This is a genomic window from Halomonas sp. AOP5-B2-8 (assembly GCF_052376475.1).
In the GTDB taxonomy this organism is placed as follows: domain Bacteria; phylum Pseudomonadota; class Gammaproteobacteria; order Pseudomonadales; family Halomonadaceae; genus Vreelandella; species Vreelandella casei.
Genome location: NZ_JBQSVS010000002.1, coordinates 256,952 through 273,560, shown reverse-complemented (window position 1 = coordinate 273,560; position 16,609 = coordinate 256,952). Strand labels below are relative to the sequence as shown.

6 protein-coding genes are annotated in these 16,609 nt (G+C 55.7%); 3 read left to right on the top strand and 3 right to left on the bottom strand.

Features of this window, described 5'->3' with window-relative positions:
* Positions 1 to 73: 73 nt before the first annotated feature.
* The 3 genes from ACT3RP_RS05875 to ACT3RP_RS05865 all read right to left on the bottom strand — a co-directional run bounded on the left by ACT3RP_RS05875 (position 74) and on the right by ACT3RP_RS05865 (position 6,024).
* Entirely contained in the window at positions 74 to 3,139 is a 3,066-nt protein-coding gene (locus tag ACT3RP_RS05875; protein WP_483393434.1) for an AAA family ATPase, read from the bottom strand.
* Positions 3,136 to 4,281, bottom strand: a complete 1,146-nt coding sequence (locus ACT3RP_RS05870) for an exonuclease SbcCD subunit D (RefSeq protein ID WP_483393433.1) — start codon at positions 4,279 to 4,281, stop codon at positions 3,136 to 3,138. Before ACT3RP_RS05870 ends, ACT3RP_RS05875 begins: the two co-directional genes overlap by 4 nt.
* 111 nt (positions 4,282 to 4,392) lie before the next feature.
* Positions 4,393 to 6,024: an SLC13 family permease gene (locus ACT3RP_RS05865; RefSeq protein WP_096282311.1), complete on the bottom strand. Its 1,632-nt coding sequence runs from the start codon at positions 6,022 to 6,024 to the stop codon at positions 4,393 to 4,395.
* Positions 6,025 to 6,316: 292 nt separating this feature from the next.
* Here ACT3RP_RS05865 and ACT3RP_RS05860 point away from each other — a divergent pair, with 292 nt between their 5' ends.
* The 3 genes from ACT3RP_RS05860 to ACT3RP_RS05850 all read left to right on the top strand — a co-directional run bounded on the left by ACT3RP_RS05860 (position 6,317) and on the right by ACT3RP_RS05850 (position 16,507).
* Positions 6,317 to 6,946, top strand: a complete 630-nt coding sequence (locus ACT3RP_RS05860; RefSeq protein ID WP_483393432.1) for a CDP-alcohol phosphatidyltransferase family protein — start codon at positions 6,317 to 6,319, stop codon at positions 6,944 to 6,946.
* A 47-nt stretch (positions 6,947 to 6,993) separates the two neighbouring features.
* Positions 6,994 to 7,722, top strand: a complete 729-nt coding sequence (locus ACT3RP_RS05855; RefSeq protein ID WP_444625206.1) for a Crp/Fnr family transcriptional regulator — start codon at positions 6,994 to 6,996, stop codon at positions 7,720 to 7,722.
* Between the two features lie 190 nt (positions 7,723 to 7,912).
* On the top strand, positions 7,913 to 16,507 hold the full coding sequence (locus tag ACT3RP_RS05850; protein ID WP_483393431.1) for a glycoside hydrolase family 94 protein: 8,595 nt from the start codon (positions 7,913 to 7,915) through the stop codon (positions 16,505 to 16,507).
* Positions 16,508 to 16,609 lie beyond the last annotated feature (102 nt).

The following is a 16,609-nucleotide window of genomic DNA, read 5'->3' as shown; positions in this document are numbered from 1 at the left end:
CAGCGTGAACTAACGCTGGCTCAGACATCAAAGACTGAGGCATTAAAGACTGAGGCATTAAAAAGCTTAGACATCAAAGAAGTGCGCCCTTTATTTCCACCGAACTACCGTGGCGGCTGGCACGCACGTCTATACGGACGGGCATTTGCTCTTTGAGTTCGCTGACGTGTGAGATAACACCAATCATGCGCCCGCCCATTTGCAGCTCGCTAAGCATGGCAATGGCCTGATCCAAGGCATCTTGATCCAGGCTGCCAAATCCCTCGTCAATGAATAGTGTATCCAGCTGAATACCGCCAGCGTAAGCCTGCACAACGTCCGAAAGCCCCAGCGCCAGTGCTAACGCGGCCATAAATGATTCACCGCCGGAAAGTGTCGCTACCGAACGATTTTTGCCGGTATAGGTGTCCGCTACATCTAGCTCAAGGCCTGACGCTTTGTTGCCTTTTGACGGGTCTTCTCGACGCACTAGCTGGTAGCGTCCGCGACTCATGCGTACCAGCCGCGCGGAGGCTTGAATCAGCACGTCATCGAGCAGCACACCAAGCACAAAGCGTTGCAGGCTAATACGATGCCCGGTGCGGCCATTAGCAACCTCGCTTAGCGTGCCCCACAGCTGGTACTGGGCTTCAAGCGCCGCCTGAGCCGTGTGGGCCGTCTTAAGCTTCTGCTGGGTATTGGTTAACTGGGCTATGCGTGCCGCCAGGCGTTGATAGGTTTCATCGCAGGTTTGCTCGCGGGCCTGCGCTACGGCCACCCGTTCAGCGAGTGCCTTTACGTCAGGCGCTGCCAGGCCCTCAAGACGCGCCTTGCTGGCTTCAAGCTGGCCCTCTAGCTTGGCAAGCTCTTGCTGAAAGTGCGTAACGGTTTCAACCAGCGCTTGGCGCGCCGATGTTTCCAAACGGGCCTGCAAAAAGCCTGCATCATTTTCAAACACACTACGTTCAAGCGCGCTACGCCATTCTTGCTGGGCGGTCGTTAATGCCTCGCTCGTTGCTGTTGCACGCTGGGCGCTACCCGCTAGCGTAGTGTCAGCCTGGGCAAGCGCTGTTTGTACCTGATGGGCAGTCTGCTGAGCCGATTGCCATTCCGTCTCGCCCTGCTGAATTTCACCCTGCAAGCGTGTCAGTTCTGCCTGTAAGGCCTCCGATGATGAGTGTGCTTCAGGCAACGACGCGCGCAGCTGCTCACACTGAGCCTCTAACTGGTGGCAGCGCTTTTGAGCCGCCTCTACATCGGGCTGTTGAGACTTTATCTGAGCATCCAGCGCTTTCCACTCGCTACGCCGCTGCTCAAGGGTAAGCTCCTGCGTCTGTATGTGTTGAACAAGCGCTTGATGGCGTTCCAAAGCGCGCTGGCTCTCTTGGCAGGCGGCCTCCAATGCCGTGAGAGGCTCACTACTCCACTCGCCTAGCGTGCGGCGTAATTGCTCACTCTGCTCATCGCTATAGCTAAGCTGCTGGGCTAGCCGCTGCTGCAGCTGCTGGGCTTTCACCAACGCCTGCTGGGCTTGCTCGTAGTCCACGCGCGCACGCTTTACATCCGCCTGGGTCACGGGCGCTTGGTCTGGCGGGGCGGGCGCGGGATGCTCGCAGCTGCCGCAAACTGGGCAAGGCTGGTGAATCTCCAACCGAGCTGCCAGGAGCGCTGCCTGACCCTGGTGCCAGTGCATTTCTTGCTCAGTGGCACGCTGCTGACAGCGCTCGAGGGTTTGCTGGTGACTTGCTACTTGGCTACTCGCCTGAGCTACCTGTTCGCTGAGCACACTGCGCTGAGTCTCAAGTCCCGCCAACGTATGCCGCTGGTCGCGCAGGGTCTGGCGGCCTTGCAGCACTGCTTCACTGCCTGCCAAGCTATTGCGCTCCGCCTGCTCCGCTTTCAACTGCGCGGCTAGCGCCTCCCCTTGCTGAGCGATGGTGTCGCGCTGGTGTAATTGCTGGCCGACGGTCTGATCTAACGCCTGCCACGCCTCACGGGCTTGATGCAACGTCTTTTCGACACGGTTTAACGCTTGAAACTGCTCAAGGGCTTGCTGTAATCGGCCGACCTGCTCTCGCCGTTCAGGCAGCTGGTGATAATGAGCTTGCGCCTGCTGCAGCACTTGCTGAGCCTGATGGTAGGCCGTGCGCTGTTTTTCGACGCTCGCCTGAGCCTGCCCATACTCTTGCTGAGTAGTCTGCGACGCTTGTTGCGCCATGTGGAGGCTGTGAAACGGCGCCGCCAGCTCCTGCGTTTGCTCATGTGCGCTTAAACGCTCTTGGGCGTGATTGACCTCAGGCTGTTGCTGTAGCAGCAGGCGATGCTCTTCAATCAGCGCCGTCTGGCGATCAAACAACGCCTGATGCTCTTGCCCCTGACGCTCGGCCGCCTGCGCGTTTTCACGCTGCTGCTTAGCGGCGGCTAACGCATCGTTGGCGACCTGCTGATCTGGCATGAGCGATTCCAGCAGTTCACTCAGCGCCGCTTCGCTTTCAACATCGCTGGCTTCTAAGATGCCTTTTACCCGATGCTGATGATCATTAACGTCCCGCACGATTTGATTAGCCTGGGTACGCAAACGTTCTTCAATGCGCTGAAAAATTTGCGTTTGGAACAGCTGAGAAAAAATGCTTTCCCGCTTGGCAGAATCTGCGATTAGCAGTTCGCGAAACTTGCCCTGCGGCAGCACCATCACTTGGCGGAACTGGTCGGCATTTAGCCCGATTAACGCCTGCAGCTCAGCGGTCGCATCGTTGACCTTACGCGCCACTAGGCAGGTATCTATCTCGCCACCCGTGGTTAGCCGCCATAGCTGCGCTTCAGCACTATGGGTGGTGGTACCTTCACCGCGCGCTTTGGGGCGCTCTTGCTGAGGTACACGCCTTACCCGGTAGTCCACACCGCGCAGGCGAAAACTCAGCGTTACTTCCGTTAACAGCGTATCGGACGCCTGATCACAGCGCATCTGCGTTGGATCGCGGTCATTGCCGGTGGTCTGGCCGTATAGTGCGAAGCAAATAGCATCCAGAATCGAGCTTTTGCCCGCCCCAGTCGGGCCGTTAATAAGAAACAGCGGGCTGGTGCCTAGCGCAGTAAAATCAATGTTTTCAGTCCCTGCGAAAGGGCCAAATGCCTGCATGGTCAGGGTTAATGGCGTCATCCTTGAGCCTCATCGCGCTGTAGCTGGTTAATGAGTTCTGCCATGGCCCGCGCCTGCTCTTCGCTCATAGCCTCTCCGCTAGTCTGATTGAAAAAATCACCAAACATATCCAGCGCATCAAAACGTAAACGCTCCCGATCAAGCTGCTGCCCCCCGCGGGTTTCTAACATGCCCGGCTTTTCGAGATGCAGCACGTTAGGATAAACCTCGCGCAGCTTACCCATCGGATCGAGAATGGCGTGACGATCGGTTAACCGCACCAGCAGGTAATCGTCTGCATTCTTATCGGTTCGGCCCTGGGCGATCAAGGCGTCAATCTCGCCTTCCAGCACGCGGACTTCCCGGCTTGGCAACAGCGGAATCTGTTCAATCTTCGTGACGCCACCTGCGTCTAAATCCACCAGCGTAACGCCTTTGTGCTGGCGGGCTTCAGAAAAGCTGTACTTGAGTATTGAGCCGCTGTAGCGAATGTGCTCGCCACCGCGATACTGCGGGCCATGCAGGTGGCCAAGCGCCACATAGTCAAAGCCTTGCATCGGCTCCCAGGCAACGCTTTCGGCACCGCCTAAAGTCAGAGGGCGCTCCGAATCTGACGCGCTGCCGCCAGCAACAAAGCAGTGGCTCATCAATATGCAGCGGCGCGTTGGGTGACGCTGCTCGCTAATTCGCTCGACCAAATAACGATGGGCACCGTCAAAATCGTGCACGTCGACCTTAAAGTGACTGCGCACATGCTCAGGATCAGCGTAGGGAATACCGAAAACATCTACCTCAACGCCATCAATAGTGAGCGTCACGGGGGTCGCGAAGTCAGCTAGGTCAGAGAGAATATGCAGCCCGGCTTGACGCAAGTGGCGTGCGCCAAACCGCAGCCGTTCAGCGCCATCGTGATTGCCTGAAATCATGATGACCGGAAGTTTGCGCACCTCACACAGCGCGTGAAGCACCTCATCCAGCAGCGTTACCGCGGCGGAAGGAGGCACCGAACGATCGTAAATATCACCCGCGATCAATACCGCCTCGACCTTTTCACGATCAATGATCTCAAGGAGTTGGCTGAGCACATGGCGCTGATCATCCAGCAACGAAAGGTTGTGAAATAGCCGTCCCAGGTGCCAATCAGCGGTGTGAAGTAGTCGCATAACAGGCTCAATTGCAAAGGGTGTAGCGGCATCATAACAATCAACCCACACAATCTCCCAATAACAAAAAGCCCCGCTCGAGGCAGGGCTTTCAGACACTAGCATGGCATATTAGCGACGGAAGGCATCTGGGTAGCTGGTTAAGTCAACGTTCCACATCACGGGTAGCAGGAAGTAAACCGCTGCCACGATTAAAAGCATGGCAATGATGTTGATCCAGAAGCCGGTACGCACCATTTCAATAATTTTAAGCTTACCGGTGGCGAAGATAATCGCGTTTGGTGGAGTACCCACCGGCAACATAAAGGCGCAGTTAGCCGCCATGGCAGCAGGCACCATCAGTACGAAGGGATGAATATCCAGCGCCAATGCCAGTGACGCCAGCACCGGAAGAATCATCGTCGCCGTTGCGGTATTCGAAGTGATTTCGGTTAAGAACAGTACCATACCGGTTGCCAGCAGGATCACTAGCAGGAAGTTAGCACCTTCCAGCACGCTCATCTGTCCGCCGATCCACTCTGCTAAGCCTGAAGAACCAAAGCCTGCGGCAATGGCCAAGCCTCCACCGAACAGCAGCAAAATGCCCCAAGGTACGTCTTTAGCAACGTCCCAACCTAGCAGGCAGCCGCCTTTGTTCTTGGAGGGAATCAAAAACAGCAGAATTGCAGCAAAAATCGCGATCATCGTGTCACTGATACCCGGAATATTGATGATCTGCCCTTGCCATAAAAATGAGCGGGTGATCCACAAAAAGGCAGCCAGCAGGAACACCGCCAGCACCGCTTTTTCTTCAAAGCTAGTAGTGCCTAAGGCAGCCTTTTCTTTGTGGATGAGTTCACGTCCGCCCGGCAAATGATTAAATTTGATTCGGAAAAATACGCGAGTCAGCAGCAGCCATGTGGCGAATAGCAGTACCACGACAACGGGAAAAGCAAACATTAACCAGCCAGCAAAAGAGATCTCGATACCGAAAAGCTCGTTAACAATTGCCGCGAGAATAATATTCGGCGGCGTGCCAATCAGCGTACCCAGGCCACCGATAGTACCGCCATAGCCAATACCAAAAATCAACGCTTTGCTAAATTTATCAATTTCGCCGCTGTGATCCTCATCACTTTTTTTCAGCTCTTGGCTCACTTGGTAAACAATAGCCGACCCGATCGGCAGCATCATCATGACTGCCGCCGTATTGGATACCCACATCGATAAAAAGCCCGTGGCGGCCATAAAGCCAAACACGATGTTATTAATGCTGGTACCCAATACGGCAATAATCGACAGCGCTATACGCTTGTGCAAATCCCACTTTTCCATGGCCAGCGCGATCATAAAGCCGCCTAGGAATAGGAATATGATCGGATTACCGTACGCAGCGGTGACCTTACTGCCTTCAAGCGCGCCGGTAATCGGCAGTAAGATGATGGGCAATAGCGAGGTAACGGGAATAGGGATGGCTTCCGTGATCCACCATACGGCCACCCACAGCGTGGTCGCAAGCACCATACGCCCTTCAAAGCTTAAGCCTTCGGGATGAAAAAACATCACGACAAAAGCAAATAGCAAAGGCCCAAGCAGTAACCCCACCTTCTGCGGCGGCGTGTAGGCCGGTGGTTTAGGGTCAGGGGATGGCTCGCGCTTGGCATTGGAAGCCGCTGCCTTCGCGGCACCACCGGTGGGCAGTGCGCACATCAATAGGTTTTTGGCTTGGTAATGGGAATTCCATAGCTGATCCCACACCGTCATCAGGGCAGTTTTATGCATACAATTAGCGTCGCTTTCGAGATATTAGTGATCGGATGTCGAGGATGCACGCGTAGTCGGTTAGCCTACTAACACGCGTTGCGGGTATTCCTATGGCGCCCTTTATTTCACTGCAATAGGTATTCAGTCCAGTCATTTACCCGCATTTACCACCAAAGTCTAACAGTCTTTAGTTCTAATCATTAGCTATCGCTAGCTATTAAAACGACTTTATTAGCTCGCAAGCTACTGCCATAGTTAATTAATTTCTTATATGCAGAGTAAGGAGCCGCGTATGCTAGACCGATGGACGATGCCGCTGGCTCAGCGCCCTCTCAAGCGATTCGCCAACGCGTTGCACAAATGGCGTATAACGCCGGACCAGGCCACGCTCTGGGCTTTCTTGATCGGCATGACCGCCCTGCCACTGTTAGCTTGGGAGCATTATGGTCTCGCCTTACTCGCCATTTTGCTCAATCGCATCGGCGACGGCGTGGACGGTGTATTAGCACGCATAAGTGGTCGCACCAGCGAAGCAGGTGGATTTCTTGATATCGGGCTAGATTTTGTTTTCTACGCGGCTGTCGTGCTTGGTTTTGCGCTGGCTAATCCAGCCCAAAATGCGCTTGCAGCGACCCTGCTGCTGTTTGCCTTTATCGGTACCGGCACGTCGTTTCTGGCATTCGCCATTGCCGCTAAACAAAAATCCCTTACTCGCCCCAACTTTCCTAACAAAGCGTTCTATTATTTAGAAGGATTAACCGAGGGCACTGAAACCGTACTCGCCCTGGTGGTTTTTTGCCTTTTCCCTGGTCACTTTTCGACCCTGGCGACCCTTTTTGCCAGTGCATGTCTTGTCACCACGGCAACACGTCTATGGGGAGGCTACTGGACACTGCGCAGGCATGAAGCCAACGAACGATAGCGTATGCTCAAACGCAGGATGACACGCTCTCTCAGGGATGATGACAGATGAAAGATCGTGATTTAACGGCACAGAATCATTTATTCGCAGCCTTGCCGGCTGACGCTCAGCGGCGGCTTACTCCGCTAATTGAACCGCTCCACTTGTCGTTAGGCCAGGTGCTTTACGAGCCAGGTGTTACGCTTGCGCACGTTTACTTTCCAATTAACGCAATTGTTTCGCTGCTGTATGTTACCGAAAACGGTGACTCGGCGGAAATATCGGTCGTCGGTAACGAAGGGTTGGTTGGCATTGCCGTGTTTATGGGTGGGGAAAGCACAACGAATCGCGCTATCGTGCAAAGTGCCGGGCACGCGCTGCGCTTACCCGCGGCGAGCTTACGCGAAGAGTTCGGCCGCCATGAAGCAATGCTCCACTTGCTCTTGCGCTATACCCAAGCGCTGATTACTCAAATGGCGCAAACGGCGGTGTGCAATCGCCACCACTCGATTGACCAACAGCTGTGTCGCTGGCTGCTGCTATCGCTAGACCGACTGCCCGGCAACGAGCTCGTCATGACGCAAGAACTCATTGCCAATATGCTTGGCGTGCGGCGTGAAGGCGTCACCGAGGCGGCCGGAAAACTGCATAAACGCGGTGCCATTGACTATCGACGCGGGCATATTACCGTTCTAAACAGAGCATTACTGGAACAGCTTAGCTGTGAGTGCTATGCCGTCGTAAAAGCAGAAAGCGATCGTTTAATGCCCTATCAACGCGCTTATAGCTTTAAATAAACGGGTTGTAAAAAACCAATCCAAAATAACCAATCACTGATAATTAATAACTAACAAGGCTTAAACATCTAAACAAAGCGCAATTAATCCATGCTATGTGCGCTAGCGCACGGACGAAGGCGCGCGGCACGACCACTGTCCTGGTAAGGAAGTATCGTTTGTGTGGCTCTTGAAGCGCACTCTCACCAGGATGGAACCTGTGAAACAATTTCTTCGTTTTGTGCGTCCGCACCATGCGTTTGCAGCGCCGTGGGATTCTACCACCCCCGTTAGAGAGGAACTCTTCAGCGCAGAGCGCCTGGAACAGCATGCTGGCAGCCTGGCACTGGCTCAAAAAGTAACCAGCATCCCACCCAAAGTAGTATCACTAACGCGACGACTCGACGCTAACGCGCAAACGCTGCTAAGCGTTTATCGCGCTAGCGCATCAGCGCTCGCAAACAACCGCGACATCGTTCCCGCAGCCGCCTGGCTACTTGATAACTACCACCTGATTGAATCTCAAATTCGAGAGATTCGCAGCGATCTCCCCCCCGGCTACTATCGCCAGCTACCTAAGCTTGCAAGCGGCCCATTCGCCGGGTATCCAAGAGTTTTTGGCATCGCATGGGCATTTGTGGCGCACACCGATAGTCATGTTGATCTGGCTAATCTACACACCTTTATTAGCGCATATCAGCGTGTTCAACCGCTCACCATTGGCGAGCTATGGGCCGTTGCTATCACGCTGCGCATTGTGCTGGTGGAAAATCTGCGCCGGCTAGCCGATCAAATGATCAGCGAACAAACGGCGAGAGACGCAGCCGATGACCTCGCGGCTAAATGGCTAGCGCCGTCCGATCAGCCAGCGGCAATGGCGCTTGACACTCTAAGTGAAGGCATTCGTACCTTTAACTCTCACAAAGGAGCGCTGGCTGAGCCGTTTATCGCTCAACTCGCTAAACGAGTACGCGGCTTAGACCCGCGCAGCAGCCCGCTCATTGGCTGGCTAGAGGAACAGCTCCGCCTTCAGGGTGAAACCATTGATGAAGTGGTTCAGCACGCTCAACAGCGCCAAGGTGCTGCCAACGTTAGCGTGCGCAATGTCATCACCAGTATGCGGCTGGTGTCCAGCATCGACTGGGCGGAGCTATTTGAAAGCGTCAGCTTAGTGGATAGAAGGCTGGGGCAACACAGCGGCTTTGAGCAGTTAGATTTCCCCACCCGCAACCAGTATCGCAGCGCCATAGAGCAACTCGCGCGTGGCTCTAAGCACTCAGAGCTTGAGATTGTGGATGCAGCGCTTGCTCTATCGCACAAGACAGTGGCAAGCACCGATGACTCAATAGAAGCTGCCCGCATGGGCGATCCTGGCTACTTTTTAATTGGCTCGGGGCGCACTACTCTCGAACAAACGGTGGGATTTGCCCCCTCCCCTCGTCAACGGCTGCGCCGCACACTTATTCACTACGGGATTAGCAGCTATATCGTGACAGTGGCGGCGGTGACACTGTGTTTAATAGTGCTGGCCGGCAGTACACTAGCCGCCCTGCCATTGGCGATAAGCGATGCTTCGCTAGCTTGGCTACTCCTACTCGGCGTACTCGCACTACTGCCTATTGTTGAAGTGGCCACACTGATCGTTAATCGCTTGTTTATTAACTGCATCGATGCCCAGCCGCTGCCCAGCCTCGATTTCTCCAAAGGTGTTCCTGCCCACTGTCGTACGCTGGTGGTCGTGCCAACGCTGCTCACCAGTGAAGAGGAGCTGCGTGAACAGATTGAGCGTCTGGAAGTACATCATTTATCTAGCGGTGACGGGGCACTAACCTACGCGCTATTGACTGACGGCATTGATGCTCATCAAGCGGATTCTCCAGCAGAGACAGTGCTATTAACCACGGGCCACAGGCTGATCGAGCAGTTAAATGAACGTTATGGCCTGGCGGGTAGCGCTCAAGCGTCAGCCAGCTCCCGCGTCACTGGCAGCGATAAGCGCTTTTTCTTACTGCATCGGCGACGGGTATTCAACCGTACTGAAAACACCTGGATGGGCTGGGAGCGTAAACGCGGCAAGCTGCATGAACTTAATCGTCTACTGCGTGGAGCCACCGACACCACTTTTATCAATCCACCCGCAGTGCCTGGTGATATTCGCTATGTGATCACCCTCGATGCGGATACGCGCCTGCCTCGCGGTGCGGCAAGCCGGCTGATCGGCAAGATGGCGCACCCGTTAAACCAGCCGCGCCTTCATCAGCGAAAACAGCGAGTAGTAGAGGGTTACGCGATTTTACAGCCTCGTGTCACCCCATCGTTACCTACCGGGGGCGAAGGCTCTATCTATCAGCGGCTCTTCTCATCCCCCGGCGGCATTGACCCCTATGCCGCCACTATTTCAGATCTTTATCAGGACTTAGTCGGCGAAGGCTCGTTTGCGGGTAAAGGTATCTATGCCATTGATGCCTTTGAAGCATCGTTGGCGGGTCGAGTACCCGACAATAGCCTACTCAGCCATGATTTGTTTGAAGGCGTCTTTGCCCGCGCGGGGCTCGCTTCTGACATCGAGGTGATTGAAGATTTTCCGGCAAGATATGACGTTGCCGCTAAGCGACAGCACCGCTGGACCCGCGGCGACTGGCAGCTACTACCATGGCTAAAGACCTCAGCCCTGCCGCTTACCGGGCGGATGAAAATGCTGGGCAATCTGCGCCGTTCACTATTGCCCCCCCTGATGCTTGCAGGCTTTGCCGTCAGTTGGCAGCTACCGCTCAGCATGGCCATCATCAGCACGCTATTGCTGTTGGTCGTTATGGGAGCCCCGGTACTGCTTTCGTTAGCCACATCGTTTATCCCTTTCCGAGCGAAAGCCAAGCTACGCCATCATTATCATCTTTGGTTTGACGAACTAACGCTGGGTAGCAGCCAGGTGTTGCTGCAGGTGGTTTTTTTACCCGATCAGGCGTGGCGCATGCTGGATGCCATTGCTAGAACCTTAAACCGTGTATTAATCACTCACCGGCACCTGCTTGAATGGACCTCGGCGGCGCAGTCGATGAAAAGCCCGGCACTGAGCATCTTAGGGTTTTACCAACGCATGGCACCGGGCACTGCGCTTGGGCTAGCGGTGGCCATTAGTGCGCTTTGGTCGGCAGGCGATGTGTGGCCAATCGCCGTTCCTATGGCGCTACTTTGGTTGGCGGCACCGGCCGTTGCCTGGTGGCTAAGCAGCAATAAAAGTGCCGTGGTTCAGCCCTCTATTTCGGCCGATGAAGCCCTTGAGCTACGCGTAATTGCACGGCGCACCTGGCGCTACTTTGAAACCTTTGTCACCGCCACCGATAACCGTTTACCGCCGGATAACTTTCAAGAAGACCCACAGCCCGTACTGGCTCAACGCACCTCGCCTACGAATATGGGGCTGTATCTTCTTTCCACACTGGCCGCCCGAGATTTTGGTTGGATAGGCACCCATCAAGCGCTAGAGCGCCTCGAAGCGACGCTTAACGTTATGCTGACGCTGCCACGCTACCGAGGGCACTTCTATAACTGGTATGCGACTCACGACCTACGCCCGCTGAACCCACGCTATGTCTCAACGGTTGATAGCGGCAATCTGGCAGGCCATCTCATCGTCATCGCTAACGCCTGCGAAACCTGGCAGCAAGCCACCTATCTACCCGACCCTCGCGCAGGCATCGCCGACACTTTACATCTTACTCGTCAGGCACTTGCACAGGCCTCAACGCTTCCAGAAAAAGACATGGTTCAGCTCACCGTGCACTTTGATGCCATTGAAGATCAGCTCAAAGGCGATGCAATGGGGCCAGAATGCCTGGCGAATACCGCGCTACTTATCGAAAAAGCCCTCAGCTTGGTAAGCAATAGCGATGACCTGCTGTTCTGGATACAGGCACTGCATGCCACCGTGACGCAGCACCGCCAGGACAGAGAAAACCAAGAGGAACAGTCCCATCAGGTAGACAGTCAACTCGTCATACGTCTGAAGCAACTGGCTGAATCTACCAGACGCCTTGCCATGGGGATGAATTTTGCCTTTCTGTTCAATACTGAGCGCCAGCTGCTATCGATTGGCTACTCGCTGGATGATCACTGCCTGGATACCAGCTGTTATGACCTGCTGGCTTCCGAGGCGCGACTAGCCAGCCTGTTTGCCATTGCCAAAGGCGATATTCCTACTCGCCACTGGTTTAGGCTTGGCCGTGCGGCAACCCCATTAACGTTCGGCTCTGCGCTGATCTCGTGGTCAGGCTCAATGTTCGAATACCTGATGCCGTCACTGGTGATGCGCGCCCCCGGCGGCAGCCTACTCGAACAAACCAATCGACTGGTAGTGAAACGCCAAGAAATTTATGCCGCTCAGCGCTCCGCCCCCTGGGGCATTTCCGAATCAGCCTACAGCGCCCGAGATTTGGAATTCACCTATCAATACTCCAACTTCGGCGTGCCGGGCCTGGGCCTCAAGCGCGGGCTCTCTGCGGACCTAGTAATCGCACCATATGCCACCGGTTTAGCCACCATGGTTGACCCCAGCGGCGCCTGTCGAAACTTTAACCGCCTAGCGGAGATGGGCGCATTAGGCCGCTACGGTTTCTATGAAGCGCTCGACTTTACCCGTTCAAGGCTGCCGGCTGACGAAACGGTGGTCATTGTGCGCAGCTTTATGGCCCATCATCAGGGCATGACTATCGTGGCGATTGCCAATACCTTGAATCATGGTCAAATGCGCGCGCGCTTTCACCGCGAGCCAATGATTCAGGCCAGCGAGCTGTTACTGCAAGAGCGTGTTCCCCGCGATGTAGCCATCATTCATCCCCGCGCTGAAGAGGTGAAATCAACCGCCAGCCAGAGTATTAACGAGGCGCAAACGATGCGCCACGTTTCCACGGTGGCCAGCGCCGCGCCGGTGACTCATTTACTCTCTAACGGCTGCTACTCAGTGATGCTAACGGCCAGCGGTGGCGGCTACAGTCGGTGGCGCAACATCGCGATTAGCCGCTGGCAGCCGGACGCCACCCGCGACCACCTGGGAAGCTTTATCTTTCTACGCGACAGCCAATCTCCCAGCATATGGACCGCGACAGGACAAATGGCTAGGCACGCGGCCGACATCACCGACCAGCATAGCCAGGTAACCTTTGCCGAGGATTACGCGCGTTACACGCATCGTCACAACGATATCACCACGCATATGGAAGTGTTGGTATCCGGCGAGGACGATAGCGAAGTACGCCACCTCTCGCTGACTAACAGCGGTCGGCGCGCCCGCGATATAGACATTACTTCTTATTTAGAATTAGTGCTGACCACGCCGGATGCCGACAATGCTCATCCGGCCTTCGCTAAAATGTTTGTGATGACCGAGTATTTGGAAGCTTTAAGCGCGCTAGTGGCCACACGCAGAAAGCGCACGCCTGACGAAGAGCCGGTATGGGCGGCCCACTTTGCCGTCGTGGAAGGCGACACTGTGGGCGAGCTGCAGTTTGAGACCGACCGCGCTCGGTTCTTAGGCCGTGGTGAAAGTATGTTAAGCGCCGCCGCGCTTAGCGATGGGCAGCCTCTGTCAAGTACGGTCGGCAGCGTTCTGGACCCAATATTTGCGCTGCGTTACCGCCTTCGCCTAGCACCAGGCAAAGCCGCTCGGATCGCTTACTGGACCGTGGTGGCTTCCTCGCGCGAAGCACTTATCGACTTAATAGATAAGCACCATCATCACAGCGCCTTTGAACGCGCCAAAACACTGGCCTGGACTCAGGCTCAGGTTCAGCTTCGCCACTTAGCCATTCAACCGGAGGAAGCCGCTGATTTTCAACGCTTAGCCGCGCCGATTTTATATCCAGACGCGCGTTTTAGAGCGCCTGCGGATGCCATAGAGCGAGGCGCCGGGCCACAGTCACGGCTTTGGCAACATGGGATTTCCGGTGATCGGCCCATTGTGCTGCTGCGTATCGACACGATTGATGATCTTGCCCAGGTGCATCAGCTGCTGCGCGCGCATGAATACTGGTGCATGAAACGCTTAGTCGTGGACCTAGTGATTATCAACGAGCGAGCCTCCTCCTATATTCAAGATTTGCAGCAAGCCATCGAGACTGCAGTACTCAGCAGCCAGGCGCGGCCACATTTGCGCTCTGGCCATGTCCACGGCAGCATCGTAGCGCTGCGTGCTGATCTCATAAGCTTGGAAGTACGCATGCAGCTGCAGTCGGTGGCCTGCGTTGCATTAATGGCGCAGCGAGGCAACATTGCCCATCAATTAGCGTTGACGCTGCCCGCCCATCCCGCTAAATCGGTGCTGCCAGACTTACAGCGCACCTTATTACCCAAGCACAGCCCCATTAAGGCCAGCGATCCTGCACCTGAGCCGCTTCCGGCGCTTGAGTTTTTTAACGGCCTAGGCGGCTTTGCCGACAATGGCCGCGAGTACGTCACAGTACTTGATGAAGGCAGCTCAACACCCGCTCCTTGGATTAACGTTATCGCTAATGAGAGCTTTGGCTTCCAAGTATCGGCAGAGGGCGCGGGCTATCTATGGGCGGATAATAGCCGCGAAAACCAGTTAACGCCGTGGTCAAACGACCCGGTGGCAGACCCCTGTGGCGACGTTATCTATGTCCGTGATGAAGAATCGCTGGCACTTTATACCGCCACCGCCCGCCCGGTGCGGGATCAGGGCCGCTACCTGGCGCGGCACGGTTTTGGCTATAGCCAGTTTGAGCATCAAACCGATGGTATCGCGCTAGCGTTACTACACTTTGTTCCCTTAGATGCACCGCTTAGGATTTCACGATTAAGACTGAGCAATCATTCAGACCGGCCACGCAAGCTATCGGTAACCGCCTATGCAGAGTGGGTGCTGGGCACATCGCGCAGCGCCTCGGCACCGTTGCTAGTTTCGCATCCGGATGCTGAAAGCGGTGCATTGATGGTCGAAAAACCTTGGAACATTGCTTTTCCAGGCCGAGTCGCGTTTGTCGATGTCGGTTCTCAGCCTGCCTGCTGGACAGCCGACCGCGGCGAATTCATTGGCCTTGGCGGCAGTCTGTCAGCGCCTGCGGGGCTACGCACTAAGGCGCCGCTTTCTGGCGCTCACGGTGCGGGATTAGATCCTTGTGCCGCGCTACAGCGCAGCGTGACGCTAGCGGTGGGCGAAAGCGTGGATGTGGTCATTTTGATGGGCCAGGGGAAATCAACCGCGGAGGCACAGGCGCTGATTGCGCGTTATCGCCAGGCCGACATTGATGCTGAACTCGCCGCGGTTCACGCACACTGGCAAGCCCAGCTCAATGCCGTGCAGGTAACCACGCCCGACCGCGCCACGGATATCATGCTTAACGGCTGGTTGCTTTATCAAACCATTGCCTGTCGGATCACCGCTCGCTCTGGGTTCTATCAAGCCAGCGGCGCGTACGGTTTTCGCGACCAGCTGCAAGACGGTATGGCGCTAACCTTTTCCAGCCCCGAAACCACTCGACAGCACCTGCTGCGGGCCGCATCGCGCCAGTTTGTTGAAGGTGATGTGCAGCACTGGTGGCTACCACACTCTGGCCAAGGCGTGCGCACGCGCATTTCCGACGACCGAGTATGGCTAGCCTATGCCTGCGCCCGATATATCGCGACATCCCATGACGAAGATGTGCTCGACCAGCCGGTAAGCTTTCTTGAAGGCGCTCTGCTCGCGCCTGACGAGCCCGACTGTTTCTTCCAGCCGATGGTCGCGGCAGAAAGCGCCTCGTTATTTGAGCACTGCGCCCGCGGCTTAGACCAGAGCATGACATTAACGGGTGAACACGGCCTGCCGCTGATCGGCGGAGGCGACTGGAACGACGGCATGAACCGTGTTGGCGAAGCGGGCAAAGGCGAAAGTGTCTGGTTAGGCTGGCTGCTGCTACATACCCTTGAGCTTTTTTTACCCTTTGCAGAGCAGCGCGAGGCCAGCCGAGCCAAGCGATGGCGCGCCCACGCAACGGCCCTGCGTTTAGCGTTGGAAAGTAACGCCTGGGACGGTCAGTGGTATCGGCGCGCCACCTTTGATGACGGTAGCTGGCTGGGCAGCAAGACAAGCGATGCGTTCCGGATTGATTCGATTGCCCAGTCCTGGGCAGTACTTTCGGAGGCAGCAGAGCCGCACCGGGCGGCGCTTGCCATGGGTTCGCTTGAACGCGAACTCATCCTGCAAGACGAACAGCTTGCGCTATTGTTCTGGCCTCCATTCGACCAACCCCAGCGCGATCCTGGCTATATTGGCGGCTATCCACCCGGTATGCGTGAAAACGGCGGGCAGTATAGCCATGCGGCTATGTGGGCGATATTAGCCTTTGCGAAGCTCGGCGAAGGCGACAAGGCACACGCGCTCTTTTCACTTCTCAACCCGATTAACCATGCTCTAACGGCCGATGACGCGGCTCGTTATCGCGTTGAACCCTATGTTGTGGCCGCGGACGTGTACTCCGTTGCGCCGCACACAGGGCGCGGTGGCTGGACATGGTACACGGGGTCAGCAGGCTGGATGTACCGAGCGGGTATTGAGGGCATCTTGGGTATCCGCCGAGAAGGTGGATGGCTGGTTATCGCCCCCTGCTTACCTAGCGACTGGCCAGGCTTTAGTGCCACCTTCAGCATCGGCGCCACGCACTATGCCGTCACCATAGCCACAACTAGCGAGGAAGCTTATGCGTTACTAGATGGCCATTCACTGACACGACCACAGGGCGATGTTCGTATCCCGCTGGACGGCGAGCGCCATCAGCTTGAGATGTTCATAGCGCCAGGCAGCGCGGTATGATGGTATAGCCAGTGCGGTTAGTAATATCCACATAGTAGTCAGCAGCTAGCGCGAATGATGAAATCATTCGCGCTACAAGTGCAACCAACAACGTTTTGATAA